The following is a 16,151-nucleotide window of genomic DNA, read 5'->3' as shown; positions in this document are numbered from 1 at the left end:
GCGCGGCAGTCGAACTTAGTGGCCAAAGGACAGACCCATATCCCAGAAACTCACCTCAAGCCGCGTGGCGGTGGTGAAGCGTTGGCAGAGGCGCGCCCAACCCGGCGTGCTCTGCGCTCCTGCACCCAGACGGCGGGCCACAGCCCCATCGAAAAGCGCGCCCGCATCACCGCACACCTGTTGATAGGCGTCGCCTGCATAGGTGTTGATCCACTCGGCATAGGGATGATCCGCCGCAACCGGACCCACCCGCGTGCCAATCTCGCCGTAACCCATGACACAAGGGGCAAGCGCCGCCAGCAGATCGAGGAAATTGCCGGAATGCCCGGCATCGAGCACATAGCGCGTATAGGCCAGATTAGCGGGATGCTCTTCGGCGCTATAGAGGTCTGCCTCGCTCAGCCCCGCCTCGGCACAGGTTTTCACATGCAGGCTGAGTTCGTGATTGACCAGCGCATTCACCGTGGCGGCACAGGCGCGCATTTCCTCGAGAGCATCAGCCTTGGTTACGGCCAAGGCCCAGGCCCGGGCGAAATGGATGAGAAACACGTAGTCCTGCACCAGATAGCCCAGAAACGCCTTGTGCGGCAGCGTGCCCTCGCGCAGCCCCTCGACAAAGGCGTGATGGGTGTAATCCTGCCAAACCGTGCCCGCCGCATCGCGCAGGCGGGGAAAGGTCACTCCGTATCCTTGGGTCATTCTGCGTTCAGGTCCATGGCCAGCCCGGAGACAGGCGTTGCGTTCTCGATCATCCCGGTGTCGAGCAGGAATTGTTCGAACCGTTTGTAACGCGCATGATCGAGTGCCGCGGGCCGGGTGGCAAAGCGCGGAAAGGTGTCAACCCAGGCCTTTTCGTTCAACTCGTCCTGCAATTCGGGCGACGTGCTGGCGAAAATCTCCCAGCTCTCTTGCGGATGGTTCATGATGTATTGCGTCGCACGCTCTGTGGCATGGAGAAAGCGGCGGATCATGTCGGCGTTCATCGTGTCGGGATTGGCGACATAGATCAGCTCGTCATAGGCGGGTACGCCCTCTTCCTCGATGTAGAAACAGCGCCCCGGAACGCCCTCGATCTCCATCTGATTGAGTTCAAAATTGCGATAGGCGCCGATGACCGCGTCCACTTGGCCAGACATAAGCGAGGGCGAGAGTGACCAGTTGACGCTGACCAGTTCAATGTCGCTCAGGCTATGGCCATGCTGCGCGAGAATGGTCGAGAGCAAAACCTCTTCGACACCCGCCACCGAGAAGCCCACCTTGCGACCTTTGAGATCGGCCGTGGATTTGATCGGCCCATCCTCGAGCACCAAGAGGCAGTTGAGCGGCGTGGCGACCAACGTGCCAACGCGGCGCAGCGGCAGCCCGTTCTCGATCTGCATATGCAACTGCGGCTGATAGGAAATCGCCAGATCAGCCTGGCCGGCAGCGACCATCTTGGGCGGGTCAGAGGGATCGGCAGGGGCGATCACCTCGACCTCAAGTCCAGCGTCTTGGAAATAGCCCAGTTCCTCGGCCACAATGATCGGGCCGTGATCCGGGTTTATGAACCAGTCGAGGATCAGCGTCATCTTGTCCTGCGCCAAGGCTGGACTCGCCATCAGGGCAAGGATCAGGGTGAGGTGTCTCATGTGTCAGTCTCCTGTTGAACGTCGCCAAGGGCGATCAAGGCAATCTCTCCGTCCCAATAGGCGCGCAATCGCGTCGCGGCCTGCCAAGACCGCAGGCCGGAACGGCAGGCGAGCACGGCACGCGCGCCTTGGGGGCGGGTGTCGGGGTTATTGAAGTCGGGGACGCAGCGGCGGATGGCGTTTGGCAGCGCGGGACCGCTCTCAGTCTCGGCGCGCAGGTCGATCAGCCAGTCGTCGTGTGTGATCTGACCGGTCGCGATAAAGCGGAAACCGGTCTCTGGCTCGGGCGCACCATCAAAGCGGAAACCGCCAAAGCGATGGCCAATCGCCTCGAACGTCACGAGTTGACCAAGGGGATCAGGCTCTATTCCCGCCAAAACCGCCAGTGCCATCTGCGCCTGAAGGCTACCTATGACGCCAACCGACGGGCCCAGCACGCCATCGGCATCGCAACTGCCCAGCCGGTCGGGCAAATCCGGGAAAAGCGCGCGCAAAGAGGGCGCGCCAGCGCAGAAGCCGCCCACATAGCCAGAGGTGCCAACGATGGAGGCGCTGATCAGCGGCTTGCCTTGCGTCAGGCAGGTGTCGGACAGCACATAGCTCGCCGCGAAACTGTCAGCGCAGTCGAGAACCAGATCGGCGGCAGTGACATAGCGGGGAGCGTTTAGCGGATCAAGCGGCTCTAACACGGCGGAAATCGTGCAATCCGGGTTGAGAGCGGTCATATGTGTGGCCGCAACCCGTGCCTTGTGTTTGCCGATATCCGCCATGCGAAACAGCGTCTGACGGTGCAGGTTGCTGAGGGAAACGTGGTCACCATCCATCAACGTGATCCGCCCGACGCCTGCACCCACGAGGTAGTGCAGCACCGGCACCGCCAGCCCGCCTGCGCCCACGACCAGCACATGCGCCGCGGCCAGCCGGTCCTGCCCCACGGTCCCGAACTCGGGGAGGGCGATCTGACGCGCATAACGACTCATCCAGTCACGTCCAACCATTGCCGCACCCGAGCTTCGGGGTCAGGGTTGAGGGTAATGTCCGTCACGGCAGAGACCACATCCGCCCCGGCGCTCAACGCGCCTTGCGCACGCTCCACCGACATGCCGCCGATTGCGATGAGGGGGATATCACCGATCAGGTGCTTCCATTCCGTCAGCTTGCCCAGCCCTTGTTCGTGCCACTTCATCTTTTTCAGGATGGTCGGATAAACCGGACCAAGCGCCACGTAATCAGGGGCATAGGACAGCGCGCGGTCCAGTTCGGCATGGTCATGGGTGCTAAGCCCGATCTTGATCCCGGCGCGGCGGAGCGCAGGGATATCGGCGGTATCGAGATCCTCTTGCCCCAGATGCACCCAAGTGCAGCCTGCATCAATCGCCGCCTGCCAGTGATCGTTAACCACGAGAATTGCACCATGGGCGCGGCACAGACCCTGTGCCAGCGCGATTTGCTGTTTCAGCATGCCGTTGGGAACATCCTTGATCCGCAATTGGACCAACCCCACGCCGAGCGGCAGCAGACGGCGCAACCAGTCGGCGTGATCGAAAATCGGATAGAAACGCGGCAAGGTCATCAGGTAAAGGCCCTCCCCAGAACGGGGGTCGAAGGTGCCGCCATGTCGCGCGGCTCCATCGGGTCGGCTTCAAAGGCCAGCCGCCCGGCCTCTAGCGCGCGTGCGAACCCTTCGGCCATCATGGCCGGATCGCCAGCCTTGGCGACGGCGGTGTTCAGAAGAACGGCGTCATAGCCCAGTTCCATCGCGTGCGCCGCCTGTGAGGGAAGGCCAAGGCCAGCGTCGATCACCAAGGGCAGATCGGGGAAATGCGCGCGCAAACTGCGCAACCCATAGATATTGTTGAGTCCCAGCCCCGTACCAATGGGTGCGCCCCAAGGCATCAGAACCCGGCACCCGGCCTCGACAAGCCGCTCGCAGAGCACGAGATCCTCGGTGCAGTAAGGGAACACCTGAAACCCGTCCTCAGACAGGACTCGGGCCGCCTCGACCAATCCAAAGGGGTCGGGCTGCAGGGTGTCGGCATGGCCGATTACCTCTAGTTTGATCCAGTTGGTGTCAAAGATCTCGCGCGCCATTTGCGCCGTGGTCACCGCCTCGCGCACCGAGTGACAGCCGGCCGTATTGGGCAGGACGTGCACGCCTAGTTCGCGGATCATGTCCCAGAATGCCTGTCCCGCGCGGTCGCCCCCGGACTCCCGGCGCACCGAAACGGTGGCGATGCCCGCGCCAGAGCGGCGGAACGCCTGCGCGAGGATCGCCGGCGACGGGTATTGCGCAGTACCCAACATCAGCCGCGATGCGATCTCGGTCTCGTAGAAAACAGGCATCTCAGCCCCCTTGCCTTGGTGCGACGATCTCGATGCGGTCGCCGTGATTCAGTCTCTGTTTCGGCCTTTTTATAGCAGGAACAAAACTTTCATTCACCGCTGTGGCCACCTTGGCCTCGCCATAGCCCAACTCGGTCAGCAGCGCGTCGAGCGTTGTGGCTGCGGTATCCTGCGTGGTGCCGTTAACCGTGATATTCATGGGCCAAAAACTCCGGGTTTGTATTGTCGCCTGTCACCAAACCGGCCACCATCCGTGCCACGATAGGCGACAGAAGAAAGCCGTGACGAAAGAGGCCGTTGGCATAGATCGTGTCCCCTTTGCGGATGATGCGCGGCAGGTTGTCGGGAAAAGCTGGGCGAGCGTCTGCACCGATCTCCATCACCTCCGCCTCGCCAAAGGCCGGGTGCAGTGCGTAGGCAGCAGAGAGCAACTCCATCACAGACCGGACCGAGGTGCGCCCGCGTTCCTCACTTTCGATCTGCGTCGCGCCCAGCATCAAAACTCCGTCCCCACGCGGGACGATATAGAGCGGAAAGCGGGGATGAAGTAGACGGATGGGCCGATTTAGGGTCACATCCGGGGCGCGCAGGATGACCATTTCGCCTTTGACGCCCCGCAGTTCAGGCAATGCATCTTGCGCCGCAAGTCCGCGGCAATCGATCACAGGGCCATGCGGGGTCTCAGCGCTTTGCTCGAATACGACGCCAGAGAGAACAAGCCGATCCCGCAACTGCGCGAGGGCCATGCGCGGGTTAATATGCGCCTCATCTTTGAAATACAGCGCACGAGCGTGATGCTCGGCCAAATGCGGCTCTAACTTGGCCAGTTCCTCACTTGATACCAGCCGGTGCCCCTTGGTCCTTCGGGCAAATTGATCCAGTTCGCGGCGATCACGTTGCAACGTTACCACAAGAGTGCCTTTACGCTCGACTTTGACGCCCTGTGCTGACCACCAATCCGCCGCCTGTTGACCCAGGCGGACTACGGGTTCTTCTGCACTGAATCCTTCACAAAAAGGCGCAAGCATACCCCCCGCCCACCAAGAACATGCGGTTGGTCCCGGCTCTGGCGCAGGATCACGCAGGATCACGCGCGCGCCTTGTGCGATCAACTCTGTGGCAACGCAGAGGCCCACGATCCCCGCCCCTCGTATGGTGATCGCCTTGCTCATGTCCAGATCTCGTGAAAATGATGCACCGGGCCATGTCCTTGGCCGATCTCCAACATGTTGGCGGCCAGAATCGCCCGATGCAGCCAGATATGTGCGTTCTCTACCGCTTTGTGCAATGTTAGGCCCTTTGCGAGCCCCGCCGTGATGGCAGAGGACAGAGTACATCCCGTCCCATGGGTGTTGCGCGTGGCGATACGGGGCGCGTCGAACCTCACCACCCCGTCAGAGATCAGCCAATCGCTGCAAGTGTCGCCGCGTCCGTGTCCACCCTTCATCAGTACCGCTTGAACACCCATGTCGCGCAGGCGCTGACCTTGAGCTTGCATCTCAGCGTCATCCTCAGCCTCTGAGGCGCCAAGAAGGCTCGCGGCCTCGGGTAAATTCGGGGTCATTAGATCGGCACGCGGCAAAAGTAGCGCGATCAAAGCCTCTCGGGCTGCATCCGGCAAGAGCTTTGCTCCGGATTTGGCAACCATGACCGGATCAAGCACGATCGGTCCAGAGTACGCCACCAGAGCCTCTGCCACGGTCTCGATCAGGCTGGCATCGCCCAACATGCCAATTTTGATACAATCGACCCTGATATCGCCCAAAACAGCAGCGATCTGAGCGGCAACAACGGCATTCGGAACGGGATGCACATCGGTGACCGCACAGGTGTTTTGTGCGGTCACGGCGGTGATCACACTGGCGCCATAAACACCCAGGGCCGAAAAGGTCTTGAGGTCCGCCTGAATCCCCGCACCTCCGCCGCTATCGGAGCCCGCGATTGTCAATGCCGTTGCCACCATCGGCCAGTCCTCTCATGTCGAGCGAAACGGACTTGGGACGCGTGTTGCGTGCTGATGTCCGTTCCCTACGCCGGTATCAACCGGATCAGGTTCGATGGGTTGACGTAATGTCTCTCAGCCCGAAAACGGGCACCCCAACGGATGTTGCCAATAGCTAACAGCCGATTTCTTATGCTGCAAGAGGAGATTGCGGGATAGGACATGTCGCAAACAGGACTCAAGGCTTCGCGTAATCGCGTCAGGGTGAGGAAATGTTCCTTGCAGAAAGATGCCTTGATGTCCTTTGCTCCGGTGCCTCATCAGTTTGATAAGATCGCTGACTTTTCGCTTGATCCTTCGGTTTCCATTCCTGAGGCGGTGCTTGAACGGGCCGCATTACTGCTTGTCGACACACTTGGAGTTGCGGCGGGGGCGGCATCGCTCGACGTGAGTAGGATCGCGCGCGAGTTTGCGGTCGATTTTCACGGTGCGAGTAGTGACAAACACAGCGCAACTTTGCTCTTTGATGGTCGGCGCTGCGCGAGGCCGGGGGCGGCTTGGGCCTTGGCCACGCAGATTGACAATCTCGATGGGCATGATGGCTACAACCCGACCAAGGGACATATCGGCTGTGCCCTGGTGCCAGCGCTCTTTGCCTATGCCGAGCAATCCTTGGATCTGACCGGGCGGCAGGCGCTCACAGCCCTTGCCGTGGGCTATGAGATAGCCGCACGGGCGGGCGTCGCGCTGCATGCCACCACCGCTGATTACCACACGTCGGGGGCATGGAATGCATTAGGGGTCGCGACACTGGGGGCACATCTTCGGAGGCAAACGCCCGAGGTGTTGCGTCAGGCCATGGGTATCGCCGAATACCATGGGCCGCGCAGTCAGATGATGCGCGAGATCGCCAATCCCACCATGCTGCATGATGGGTCAGGAATGGGCGCATTGGTTGGGATTTCGTCTCTGATACAGGCCGAGCGTGGCTTTATCGGCGCGCCCGCCATCACGGTCGAAGGGGCCGACGTGACGCATATTTGGGGAGATTTGGGACAGGATTGGACGCTCTTGCGGAACTACATTAAGCCCTATCCAATCTGTCGTTGGGCCCATGGTGCGCTCGAAGGCGTTCGCGTGCTGATGGTCGAGCACGCGGTTACTGGACCCGAAATCGAGACGCTTGAGGTTGCAACCTTTGCTGAATCTGCTGCGCTTTACTCCGGACTTCCCACCACCACCAGCGAGGCACAGTATTCGCTTGGCTTTGCTCTCGCGTCCTTGTTGGTTCATGGGCGGATCGGCCCGGAACACATAACCGGCGCAGGACTTCGGAATGCAGACGTTGCCAAGATACATGCCCGTATCACCGTGCGCGAAGAACCGCGCCATTCCGCCCGCTTTCCCGCCGGGCGCTGGTCGGATGTCACGGCCATCCTGCGGGACGGGCGGCGGCTTTCCTCAGGCGATGTCAATGCGCGCGGCGGACCTGAGGCCCCGATGCCCGAGGCGGACATAAGAGCCAAGTTAGATGCAATGGCTGGTCATGTTCTGTCCGCAGGGCGCATCTCCGCGCTCTGGGATATGAAAGAGAGACTATTGCAGCCCAATACACTCTTTTCCGAGCTGACCGCTCTTGTCACTCGTGCCCCGGACCAGTGACGAAAAAAGCCCCGCCATGAAGGCGGGGCAGGTCAATGGTGCCCGAGAAAGTCAGGCCTTGGGCACCGGCGGTGTCTTGGGGATCAGTTGGGGCGCTCTTCCATTTCCGAGCGTATTTGCTGGCGTAGCACGTCGATAGGCACAACCTTGCCCTCGCGCTTGAAGCACCAATAGGTCCAGCCATTACAAGAGGGCGCGCCTTCGAGATGTGCGCCGACCTGATGGATCGAGCCCTTGATACTATCAGCCACCAAAGTGCCATCAGCGCGCACCTTTGCGGCGCATTTCCCGTTCATGGATGTGAGCATTTCACCGGGACGCAACATGCCGCGCTCAATCAACTGACCAAAGGGCACGCGCGGCTCTGCCCGTTTCGAGGTCGAGACCTGAAGCGCGTCGCGGTCAAATTTGCGAATGCTTGCCAGCCGCTTTTCCGCGACCACGCGATAGGCGGCCTCACGCTCGATGCCGATGTAGTCGCGGCCCAGCATCTTGGCAACGGCCCCTGTGGTGCCCGTGCCAAAAAATGGATCCAGAATGACATCTCCGGGGTTGGTGGACCCGACCAAGACGCGGTGCAACAGGCTCTCGGGTTTTTGCGTCGGATGCGCCTTGTCGCCCTTGTCATCCTTGAGCCGCTCATGCCCGGTGCAGAGCGGGAGCACCCAATCCGAGCGCATCTGCACGCCATCATTCAGCGATTTCAGCGCCTCGTAATTGAATGTGTATTTCGCGCCCTCTGATTTCGAGGCCCAGATCATCGTTTCATGCGCGTTGGTCAGGCGCTTGCCGCGGAAATTCGGCATCGGGTTGGACTTGCGCCAAATCACATCGTTCAGGATCCAATAGCCCGCGTCCTGCAACGCCGCCCCTACCCGAAAAATGTTGTGATAAGATCCGATGACCCAGATTGCCCCATGGGGTTTAAGCAGTCGGCGCGCCGCTTTGAGCCAGTCATGGGTGAACTTATCATAAGCAGCGAAGCTGGCAAACTGGTCCCACGCATCATCGACCGCATCCACCTGGCTATTGTCAGGACGATGCAGATCACCCTTGAGTTGGAGATTATAGGGTGGATCGGCAAAAATGAGATCGACGCTTGCCTCTGGCAAGCTGTTCATCACCTCGATGCAATCACCGGCAATAATCGTATTGAGAGGGAGCGCAGGCGCGCTCTTGGCTTTGGTCATTGTTGTCATCTTCTGCCTCTGTCCCGGCGCTTTTGCGCTCTGGTGGTTGGGGACCAAGATGAGTCAAAGCTGATTCGCCGTCAATTTCTTTTTTGAATCATAGGGTTAGTTATTCTTCTTGATACAATATATTGTGGACTGGTTTGAATGAACGTCTATGGTGTGGGGTCACCCCAAGATTTAGAAGCGCTTGCTTGTGGCTTTTCGACGGGTATCCTGCGTTTCGCTCCCAGCCATAACCGGGAAACTGTTGCGCCAAATCCCACATGATCTGATCGCGCCTGATTTTCGCGACAATTGAGGCTGCCGCAATAGAGAGTGAAATGGCATCGCCGCGCACAATGGCGCGGGCTGGCAGGGTCAGACCGCGTGGGATCAGGTTGCCATCAATCAGCGCGAGGTCAGGCGCAAGTCCAAGCCCCGCAATTGCACGCTCCATCGCGAGATGTGAGGCGCGCAGGATATTAAGCCGGTCAATCTCGTCTACGCTGGCATGGGCGACACTGACATGTGCCGTCGCGAGGATTACGCCACAGAGCACCGCGCGACGGGCAGCACTCAGCGTTTTGGAATCATTCAGGCCTTCGGGAATATTGCCCGGATCCAGGATCACGGCGGCGGCGGTCACCGGCCCCGCCAGCGGTCCGCGCCCGACCTCGTCAACACCGGCAATGCGCCGATAGCCCTGTGAATGGGCGGTGTGTTCATGGCTGAAATCAGGACCGGACATGGCCCGCAAATACACAGGGCGGCGGCAAATGCAAAGGGAGGGGCAAGCCCCTCCCCCTCCCGTCTGCTCGAAGGGTTCAGTAATAGCCGTATTGGTTCAGACAATTGTCGCGATAGATCACCTGATGATGCCCGCCTACGCGCACGGCACAGGCTGACGGCAGGGCATTGTAAGAGCCGTAACGCTGGTTCAGGCAGCGGCCAGAATATCCAGCCCGGTTGCCCGCGTAGACACGACAGGCCCCCGGCAAGTTGACGCGCTGCGCCCGGCCATAGGTGTTGCCATAGCCTCCGCGACCGTTGCCATGGCCGCGATCGTCATAGGCGTTGTCATGGCGACGATCATGGTTGTAGTCATTTCGACCATCGTAGTCCCGATACCCGCCGTTGTTTTTCTGCTTGTTGTTGCTGGCAATCGCCGCGCCAACGATTGCGCCCAAGGCAAGCCCAACGGCGAGGTTGCGATTGTCGCTTTTATCGCGGGCAAGCGCAGGCGTTGCGGTGACCGTGGTCAGCGCAAGAGCGCCGATCATAAGGACTGAGGTGAATTTGCTGAACATCGGACGCTCCTTTCAGATGCGACGAGTTTAGTTGCGATGATTGTCCCGGTGGTAAGGAACGTGGTTGCCATACCCGCGCTGATAGACCGGGCGGCCTTGGTGTGGACGCCCATAGCCACGCTGGGGTTGATAATAGCGCTGCTGGTTGTAGTGATGCCGCTTGGGGCTGTGCTTGTAGACCTGCTTGTGATGTCTTTTGGGGGCATAGTAGGGTTGCTGATATCCGTGACCACGTGTGACATAATCCTTGCGGCGGTCGCGGTTACGGTCGTCGGAAATCGCGGCGCCGACGATGGCCAGCGCAGCCACACCGGCGATGATGGCGGCGGTCTCGCCCCGGTTCTGCGCTTGGACAGGTGCGGCGGTGAGGCTGGTCACGGTCAGAGCCGCGCCGATGATGAGAGCGATGAACTTGCGATGCATGGTCATTCCTTTCAGGATGCTGACGGTCGTTACTCTGCGTCGGCCCACATGACCGGACGCTGTAACCCAAGGGTGAGGGCAGGCTGTCCAGACAGGCAATAACGCCCAGATGATATCAGATAACACGCCGTTTCGCGGTCACTCCGTCGCACAAGTTATTGAATAGCTGCTGGCCTTGGCGCATCTTCGCCGAATGACACAAAGCATACGCCCCCTCATTCTTGCCTTTGGCCTCGTCCTTGCCGCATCTTCGGCGCATGCGGCCTGTCAGGTGGAATACAAGGCCAAGCGCGACAAACCGCTTGAGCTTTATTACGACGTGACCGTCGTGAACGCGCCCTGCGCCTCGGCAGAGGCGGCCCTTCGAGCGCAATTGGCACAGCAAGGGCTGACCTTGCTCAAGGTGCTGTCGAAGAAGGAAAACTAAGGTGACATTTTCACAGGCGCGCCGATGCGCGGGATAACCACCACCGCCGCCGATGCGCGCCGATCTGGCAACCGCGTGGTGATTGCTGGAGTGGGTGGCATTGTGGCGATCCTCACGATTGCGGCCATTTTCCTGTTTCTCAGCCTGCCGGACGCCAACGCCTTTAATGCGCGGGTCGAGCGGATATTTGTCGAGAACGACGCACTGACCGGTCAAGGCGAAATCAAACTGCTGGAGATCCTTGCTCTTTCTGGCACGGCATTCTCAGAAACATTGGTCAGTTACAGGATGGTCATCTTTGTACTGCTGGTCTTTGCAACAGCGCTCCTCGTGGCCTCACTTGTGTTTCTGGTGATGCTGATTACCCTCAACCGCCGGATGGCACAAATCGAGCGGTCGGGAATTCAGGTCAGTTCGCTGTTGATCAGCCGCGATGAAAAGACGGTCTATCTCAACGATATGGGATTCAAGCTGACCGATGCCGCCATGGAAACCCTCAGCGTTCTGGCCGAGGCGCGGATGGATGATGACGTGATGACCGGAGCAGAGATTGAGGCGGTGATTTCAGGCCGCAAGCCCGAGGATTGCGAAGAGGCGGCGGGCGCCACACGGATCAAACGCCTTCGTGATACCTTGGGCAATCAGTTGGTGAGCGAGCTTTTGGTCAAGAATATCGCGCGTCATGGATATATGCTCGCCATCGACAAGGATGTGATCCGGGTGGTCTGAGCTGGCTCAGACACCCAATGCCGCGACCAGCCTCGACCAATCATGCGCCCAGCCATCATCGCTGCGTTCACTGAGCCGGATCATCCAAAGCTCCATTTCCTGCCCCGGTAGGGTCAGATCGAGCGGCACCAGACGCCCCTCATCCAGATCGCGTTGCACCATGCCTTCGGGAAGCCATGCCACCCCGATTCCCCGGCGCGCATATTCATGGGCTGCCAGCGTCAGGGCGGTTTCGGCCCGACGGCGCAGGATACGGTTTGCGGGAATCCGTGGCAGGATCGCGCGGGCCATGATCTGACCCAGAAACACGTCTCCCGGATAGCCGATGAACGGCAGATCGTCACCCTGCGCAAGACGCGGGGCCGCCACGGGCCTCAGCCGTTCGCGTCCCAAGAGCACCTGCTCGAAACTTCGGCTGAGCGTGAGCGGCGCAATCTCGGGCACGGCATAGACCACGGCCAGATCGGCCTCGCCGGATAAAAGGCGCAAGAGACATTCCTCGCGGTTGTCAGAGCGCACCCGCACGGGTCGCCCGCCTTGTGCGGTCAGGATGCTGACAATCGCGGGGGAATGGGTGGTGGTGATGGCATGCTGACAGGCGAGCGTGAGGCCGCGGGCGCCGGAGCTCTGCATCAGGTTCTCGCGTAGGTGGCGCAGTTGCGTGGCCAGCGCCCGCATCTCGCCTGCCTGCGCCTCGATATCGGGTAAAAGCACCACGGGTTTGCGCCGCCTGTCAAAGAGCGGCACGCCGAGCGCCTCTTCAATGGCACGCAGACGTCGGGTGAAGGCGGATTGACTGACATGCCGTATCTCGGCGGCGCGTGCGAGTGATCCCGCATCTGCTACTGCTAGAATATCATCCAGCCATTCCAGCCGCATATTGCACCCCTTGCATTATAGGTGACGATAATAGCATTAGACGCGGCCAATGTCCCGCCTTAGCCTACAGAAAACGCATGTTAATGGAGGACACCCATGCATCTTGCCCGCTATCCCCGCCGATTTCTCGCCCATCTGCCAACGCCACTTGAGCGACTGGATCGTTTGACCAAGGAATTGAACGGGCCGGAAATCTGGATCAAGCGCGACGATTGCACCGGCCTCAGCACCGGTGGTAACAAGACCCGCAAGCTCGAGTTCCTGATGGCCGAGGCCGAATTGCAGGGCGCGGATATGGTGATGACCCAGGGCGCCACCCAGTCCAACCACGCGCGCCAAACGGCGGCCTTTGCGGCCAAGCTGGGCATGGATTGCCACCTGCTACTTGAGGACAGAACCGGCTCCAACAACGCCAACTACAACAATGGCGGCAACGTCCTTCTGGACCATATGCACGGCGCGACCACGGAAAAGCGCCCCGGCGGCGGCGATATGAATGCCGAGATGGAAAAGGTCGCGGACAAGTTCCGCGCCGAGGGGCGCAATGTCTATACCATCCCCGGTGGTGGGTCGAACCCGACGGGCGCGCTAGGCTATGTCAACTGCGCCTTTGAGATGCTGGCGCAGTTCAATGATCGGGCGCTCAAGGTGGATCACATTGTCCATGCCACCGGAAGTGCAGGCACGCAGGCGGGGCTGATCACCGGGCTCAAAGCGATGAATGCGCAGATTCCGCTCCTCGGAATTGGCGTGCGCGCGCCCAAGGCAAAGCAGGAAGAGAACGTCTATAACCTCGCCTGTGCCACTGCTGAAAAGCTGGGCTGCGCCGGTGTGGTCAAGCGCGAGGATGTGGTCGCCAATACCGATTACGTCGGCGAAGGCTATGGTATTCCTACAGAATCCGGCATCGAGGCAATTCACATGTTTGCCGAGTTGGAGGCGATCCTGCTCGATCCGGTCTATTCGGCCAAGGGGGCTGCGGGCTTTATCGACCTGATCCGCAAGGGTCATTTCAAGAAAGGCGAGCGTGTCGTGTTTCTGCATACCGGAGGCTCTGTCGCGCTCTTTGGTTATGACAGCGCCTTTGATTTCTCGGGCCGCTGGAAGAAGTAATCCGCCTGAACCGGCGACCAAGACAAAGCCCCGCAGCAATGCGGGGTTTTCCATGCCCGACATATCCGGTAAAGCCCTCTGTAACCCATATTTGCAGGCGGAAAAGCACGCATGAAATTCACACTGTCCTGGCTGAAAGAGCACCTGGAAACCACGGCCTCGGTTACCGAGATCGCCGAGACCCTGACCGATCTGGGGCTGGAGGTAGAGGGGATCACCGATCCCGCCGCGCGGCTGCGTGAGTTTACCATCGGCAAGGTGCTCAAGGCGGAACCGCATCCCGATGCGGACCGGCTGCGAGTCTGTCAGGTGGCCACGGCGGATGGCGAGACACAGATCATCTGCGGCGCGCCCAATGCACGTGAAGGGATTACCGTAGTGATCGCCAAGCCGGGCGTCTATGTGCCCGGGATCGACACCACCATCGGCGTGGGCAAGATCCGTGGTATCGAGAGCTATGGCATGATGTGTTCCGAGCGCGAGATGGAGTTGAGCGAAGAGCACGACGGCATCATCGAGCTGCCCTCGGGCGAGGTGGGCGAGCGGTTCACTGATTGGTTGGCCACACATGACCCCGCCAAGGTGGACCCGGTGATCGAGATTGCGATTACCCCAAACCGTCCCGATGCGCTTGGCGTGCGCGGCATCGCAGTCGATCTCGCGGCGCGGGGGCTGGGCACGATGAAACCCGCTAAAACCGTTGATATTGAAGGGCAATTCTCTTGCCCCATTGGCGTGACGATTGACGAAGATACCGCGACCGGCGGCTGTGAGGTTTTTGCCGGACGACTGATCCGGGGAGTCAAGAACGGCCCCTCGCCCGAGTGGCTGCAACAGCGGTTGCGGGCCATCGGGCTGCGCCCCATTTCAACGCTTGTCGATATTACCAACTTTTTCACCTATGACCGCAACCGCCCCTTGCATGTGTTCGACGCTGACAAGGTGAGCAGTGATCTGCGCGTGCATCGCACGACGGGCGGCGAGACGCTGATAGGCCTCGACGAAAAGGAATATACCTTTGGCCGCGGTCAGGTGGTAATTTCCGATGACAGCGGCATCGAGAGCATTGGTGGCATCATGGGCGGGCTTCCAACGGGATGCACCGATGAGACCGTGAATGTGTTTCTGGAAGCGGCGGTCTGGGACACGGTGCAAATCGCCACGACCGGCCGTGCCCTGCGGATCAACTCCGACGCGCGCTATCGCAACGAGCGTGGCATTGATCCCGCGTTCAACATGGAGGCGCTGGATCTGGCGACGCAGATGATCCTGGATCTTTGCGGTGGCGTTCCGTCCAACCGCGTGGTCGCGGGCAAGGTGCCGGATGTGAGCCGCGCCTATCGGCTAGACCCGGCTCGGGTGCAATCTCTCGTCGGGATGGACATTCCAGAAAGCGAGCAACGTCAGACACTTACGGCGCTTGGGTTCAAGATAGAAGGCAGCATGGCCTATGTCCCTAGCTGGCGACCGGATATTCTGGGCGAGGCCGATCTGGTGGAAGAGGTGGCGCGGATTGCGTCGCTGACCAAACTGAAAGGCCGGCCAATGGCGCGCGCGCTGCCGGGCGTGCCGAAGCCAATTCTGAGCCCGATGCAAAAGCGCGAGCAGATCGCTCGGCGTACGGGGGCGGCGCTTGGCTATAATGAATGCGTCACCTACAGCTTTATCGACCATGCGGCGGCGACGCTGTTTGGCGGTGGAGATGATGCGACAATGCTGGCCAATCCGATCAGTTCGGACATGAGTCATATGCGCCCCGATTTGCTGCCCGGTCTGTTGCAAGCGGCAGCGCGCAATCAGGCGCGAGGGATCATGGATCTGGCCCTATTCGAGGTGGGGCACGCATTCCATGGGGGTGAACCGGGAGAGCAACACCTACAGGTAGCGGGTCTGCTGGTTGGTCGCACCGGACCGAAGGACGTGCATGGGAGCGCGCGGGCGGTTGATGTGTTTGACGCCAAGGCGGATGCAGAAGCGATCCTGTCAGCGATTGGCGCACCGTCCAAGGTGCAGATCCTGCGGGATGGTCCGGTCTGGTTCCATCCGGGCCGGCATGGGCGGATTTGTCTTGGCCCGAAGAAGGTTCTGGGCGTGTTCGGAGAGGTTCATCCGCGTATTTTGCAGGCGCTGGATGTCAAAGGACCTGCCGTGGCCTTTACCCTGTATCCGGCTGATATTCCCCTGCCGCGCAAGAGCTCGGCGAGCAGAGGTGCTCTGGATATCAGTGACTTGCAAGCCGTTGAACGGGATTTCGCCTTTGTCGTGGATGCGCAGATCGAAGCGCTCACCTTGATCAATGCGGCGTCCGGCGCAGATAAGGCGTTGATCGAGGATGTGCGTATCTTTGACGCGTTCATCGGCGGTAATCTGGGCGAGGGCAAGAAATCTCTGGCCCTCACTGTGCGGCTGCAACCGCGCGATAAAACGCTGACTGAGGCCGAAATAGAGACTGTTTCGGCCAAGATAATCGAGAAAGTGACCAAGGCCACCGGCGGGGTGCTGCGGGGCTGAGACAAGAGGAGGACA

The 16,151-nt window shown here is 60.2% G+C and carries 18 protein-coding genes and 1 riboswitch; of the genes, 5 read left to right on the top strand and 13 right to left on the bottom strand.

Going from position 1 to position 16,151, the window contains the following annotated elements; genetic code table 11:
• Nucleotides 1-15: 15 nt before the first annotated feature.
• Genes tenA through thiD form a run of 8 tightly spaced genes read right to left on the bottom strand, consistent with a single transcriptional unit; the run spans nt 16 to nt 5,934 of the window.
• Nucleotides 16-699: a thiaminase II gene (gene tenA, locus VR71_RS17990; RefSeq protein WP_045686021.1), complete on the bottom strand. Its 684-nt coding sequence runs from the start codon at nt 697-699 to the stop codon at nt 16-18.
• Nucleotides 696-1,628, bottom strand: a complete 933-nt coding sequence (locus tag VR71_RS17985; RefSeq protein ID WP_045686020.1) for an ABC transporter substrate-binding protein — start codon at nt 1,626-1,628, stop codon at nt 696-698. Before VR71_RS17985 ends, tenA begins: the two co-directional genes overlap by 4 nt.
• Nucleotides 1,625-2,608, bottom strand: coding sequence for a HesA/MoeB/ThiF family protein (locus VR71_RS17980; protein WP_045686019.1), 984 nt, complete (start codon nt 2,606-2,608; stop codon nt 1,625-1,627). The genes VR71_RS17985 and VR71_RS17980 overlap by 4 nt, the downstream gene beginning before the upstream one ends.
• Nucleotides 2,605-3,201 (bottom strand): thiamine phosphate synthase, encoded by a 597-nt coding sequence (locus tag VR71_RS17975; protein WP_045686018.1) that lies wholly within the window; start codon nt 3,199-3,201, stop codon nt 2,605-2,607. Before VR71_RS17975 ends, VR71_RS17980 begins: the two co-directional genes overlap by 4 nt.
• On the bottom strand, nt 3,201-3,971 hold the full coding sequence (locus VR71_RS17970; RefSeq protein WP_045686017.1) for a thiazole synthase: 771 nt from the start codon (nt 3,969-3,971) through the stop codon (nt 3,201-3,203). Before VR71_RS17970 ends, VR71_RS17975 begins: the two co-directional genes overlap by 1 nt.
• A gap of 1 nt (nt 3,972) precedes the next feature.
• Complete coding sequence (gene thiS / locus VR71_RS17965) at nt 3,973-4,170, bottom strand: sulfur carrier protein ThiS (RefSeq protein WP_045686016.1); 198 nt, start codon at nt 4,168-4,170, stop codon at nt 3,973-3,975.
• Nucleotides 4,154-5,143: an FAD-dependent oxidoreductase gene (locus VR71_RS17960; RefSeq protein ID WP_045686015.1), complete on the bottom strand. Its 990-nt coding sequence runs from the start codon at nt 5,141-5,143 to the stop codon at nt 4,154-4,156. Before VR71_RS17960 ends, thiS begins: the two co-directional genes overlap by 17 nt.
• On the bottom strand, nt 5,140-5,934 hold the full coding sequence (thiD, locus tag VR71_RS17955; RefSeq protein WP_045686014.1) for a bifunctional hydroxymethylpyrimidine kinase/phosphomethylpyrimidine kinase: 795 nt from the start codon (nt 5,932-5,934) through the stop codon (nt 5,140-5,142). The genes VR71_RS17960 and thiD overlap by 4 nt, the downstream gene beginning before the upstream one ends.
• A 45-nt stretch (nt 5,935-5,979) precedes the next feature.
• Nucleotides 5,980-6,081, bottom strand: a riboswitch (TPP riboswitch).
• A 111-nt stretch (nt 6,082-6,192) separates the two neighbouring features.
• Here thiD and VR71_RS17950 point away from each other — a divergent pair.
• Nucleotides 6,193-7,575, top strand: coding sequence for an MmgE/PrpD family protein (locus VR71_RS17950; protein ID WP_254656374.1), 1,383 nt, complete (start codon nt 6,193-6,195; stop codon nt 7,573-7,575).
• A gap of 83 nt (nt 7,576-7,658) precedes the next feature.
• Here the strand turns inward: VR71_RS17950 and VR71_RS17945 are convergent, their stop codons facing one another.
• The 4 genes from VR71_RS17945 to VR71_RS17930 form a co-directional block, all read right to left on the bottom strand.
• On the bottom strand, nt 7,659-8,774 hold the full coding sequence (locus VR71_RS17945) for a site-specific DNA-methyltransferase (RefSeq protein ID WP_009816704.1): 1,116 nt from the start codon (nt 8,772-8,774) through the stop codon (nt 7,659-7,661).
• Between the two features lie 100 nt (nt 8,775-8,874).
• Nucleotides 8,875-9,495, bottom strand: coding sequence for a ribonuclease HII (locus tag VR71_RS17940; protein WP_045686102.1), 621 nt, complete (start codon nt 9,493-9,495; stop codon nt 8,875-8,877).
• Between the two features lie 76 nt (nt 9,496-9,571).
• Nucleotides 9,572-10,054 carry a hypothetical protein gene (locus tag VR71_RS17935; protein WP_009816706.1) on the bottom strand — a complete coding sequence of 161 codons (483 nt, stop codon included), beginning with the start codon at nt 10,052-10,054 and terminating at the stop codon, nt 9,572-9,574.
• A gap of 27 nt (nt 10,055-10,081) precedes the next feature.
• On the bottom strand, nt 10,082-10,477 hold the full coding sequence (locus VR71_RS17930) for a hypothetical protein (protein ID WP_296430553.1): 396 nt from the start codon (nt 10,475-10,477) through the stop codon (nt 10,082-10,084).
• Nucleotides 10,478-10,670: 193 nt separating this feature from the next.
• Between VR71_RS17930 and VR71_RS17925 the strand changes: the two genes are divergently transcribed.
• Together VR71_RS17925 and VR71_RS17920 are read left to right on the top strand one after the other, a co-directional pair.
• On the top strand, nt 10,671-10,904 hold the full coding sequence (locus VR71_RS17925; protein WP_009816708.1) for a hypothetical protein: 234 nt from the start codon (nt 10,671-10,673) through the stop codon (nt 10,902-10,904).
• 24 nt (nt 10,905-10,928) lie between these two features.
• Nucleotides 10,929-11,633, top strand: coding sequence for a histidine kinase (locus VR71_RS17920; RefSeq protein ID WP_045686012.1), 705 nt, complete (start codon nt 10,929-10,931; stop codon nt 11,631-11,633).
• Between the two features lie 6 nt (nt 11,634-11,639).
• On the opposite strand, the gene VR71_RS17915 is transcribed toward VR71_RS17920, so the two are convergent.
• A complete protein-coding gene (locus tag VR71_RS17915) occupies nt 11,640-12,512 on the bottom strand; it encodes a LysR substrate-binding domain-containing protein (protein ID WP_045686011.1) in 873 nt (290 codons plus the stop codon).
• A gap of 96 nt (nt 12,513-12,608) precedes the next feature.
• On the opposite strand from VR71_RS17915, the gene VR71_RS17910 reads away from it, so the two are divergent.
• Both VR71_RS17910 and pheT read left to right on the top strand, forming a co-directional pair.
• On the top strand, nt 12,609-13,625 hold the full coding sequence (locus tag VR71_RS17910; protein ID WP_009816711.1) for a D-cysteine desulfhydrase: 1,017 nt from the start codon (nt 12,609-12,611) through the stop codon (nt 13,623-13,625).
• A gap of 111 nt (nt 13,626-13,736) precedes the next feature.
• Nucleotides 13,737-16,136: a phenylalanine--tRNA ligase subunit beta gene (gene pheT / locus VR71_RS17905; protein ID WP_045686010.1), complete on the top strand. Its 2,400-nt coding sequence runs from the start codon at nt 13,737-13,739 to the stop codon at nt 16,134-16,136.
• Nucleotides 16,137-16,151 lie beyond the last annotated feature (15 nt).

Source organism: Roseovarius sp. BRH_c41 (assembly GCF_000961715.1).
In the GTDB taxonomy this organism is placed as follows: Bacteria; Pseudomonadota; Alphaproteobacteria; order Rhodobacterales; family Rhodobacteraceae; genus Roseovarius.
The sequence above is the reverse complement of the archived record's forward strand: the minus strand, read 5'-3'. Positions and strand labels throughout refer to the sequence as shown.

Bases quoted from the DNA above. Each gene is read 5' to 3' on its own strand.
- tenA (WP_045686021.1), bottom strand. From the start codon at position 699: ATGACCCAAGGATACGGAGTGACCTTTCCCCGCCTGCGCGATGCGGCG.
- VR71_RS17985 (WP_045686020.1), bottom strand. From the start codon at position 1,628: ATGAGACACCTCACCCTGATCCTTGCCCTGATGGCGAGTCCAGCCTTG.
- VR71_RS17980 (WP_045686019.1), bottom strand. From the start codon at position 2,608: ATGAGTCGTTATGCGCGTCAGATCGCCCTCCCCGAGTTCGGGACCGTG.
- VR71_RS17975 (WP_045686018.1), bottom strand. From the start codon at position 3,201: ATGACCTTGCCGCGTTTCTATCCGATTTTCGATCACGCCGACTGGTTG.
- VR71_RS17970 (WP_045686017.1), bottom strand. From the start codon at position 3,971: ATGCCTGTTTTCTACGAGACCGAGATCGCATCGCGGCTGATGTTGGGT.
- thiS (WP_045686016.1), bottom strand. From the start codon at position 4,170: ATGAATATCACGGTTAACGGCACCACGCAGGATACCGCAGCCACAACG.
- VR71_RS17960 (WP_045686015.1), bottom strand. From the start codon at position 5,143: ATGAGCAAGGCGATCACCATACGAGGGGCGGGGATCGTGGGCCTCTGC.
- thiD (WP_045686014.1), bottom strand. From the start codon at position 5,934: ATGGTGGCAACGGCATTGACAATCGCGGGCTCCGATAGCGGCGGAGGT.
- VR71_RS17945 (WP_009816704.1), bottom strand. From the start codon at position 8,774: ATGACAACAATGACCAAAGCCAAGAGCGCGCCTGCGCTCCCTCTCAAT.
- VR71_RS17940 (WP_045686102.1), bottom strand. From the start codon at position 9,495: ATGTCCGGTCCTGATTTCAGCCATGAACACACCGCCCATTCACAGGGC.
- VR71_RS17935 (WP_009816706.1), bottom strand. From the start codon at position 10,054: ATGTTCAGCAAATTCACCTCAGTCCTTATGATCGGCGCTCTTGCGCTG.
- VR71_RS17930 (WP_296430553.1), bottom strand. From the start codon at position 10,477: ATGCATCGCAAGTTCATCGCTCTCATCATCGGCGCGGCTCTGACCGTG.
- VR71_RS17925 (WP_009816708.1), top strand. From the start codon at position 10,671: ATGACACAAAGCATACGCCCCCTCATTCTTGCCTTTGGCCTCGTCCTT.
- VR71_RS17920 (WP_045686012.1), top strand. From the start codon at position 10,929: ATGCGCGGGATAACCACCACCGCCGCCGATGCGCGCCGATCTGGCAAC.
- VR71_RS17915 (WP_045686011.1), bottom strand. From the start codon at position 12,512: ATGCGGCTGGAATGGCTGGATGATATTCTAGCAGTAGCAGATGCGGGA.
- VR71_RS17910 (WP_009816711.1), top strand. From the start codon at position 12,609: ATGCATCTTGCCCGCTATCCCCGCCGATTTCTCGCCCATCTGCCAACG.
- pheT (WP_045686010.1), top strand. From the start codon at position 13,737: ATGAAATTCACACTGTCCTGGCTGAAAGAGCACCTGGAAACCACGGCC.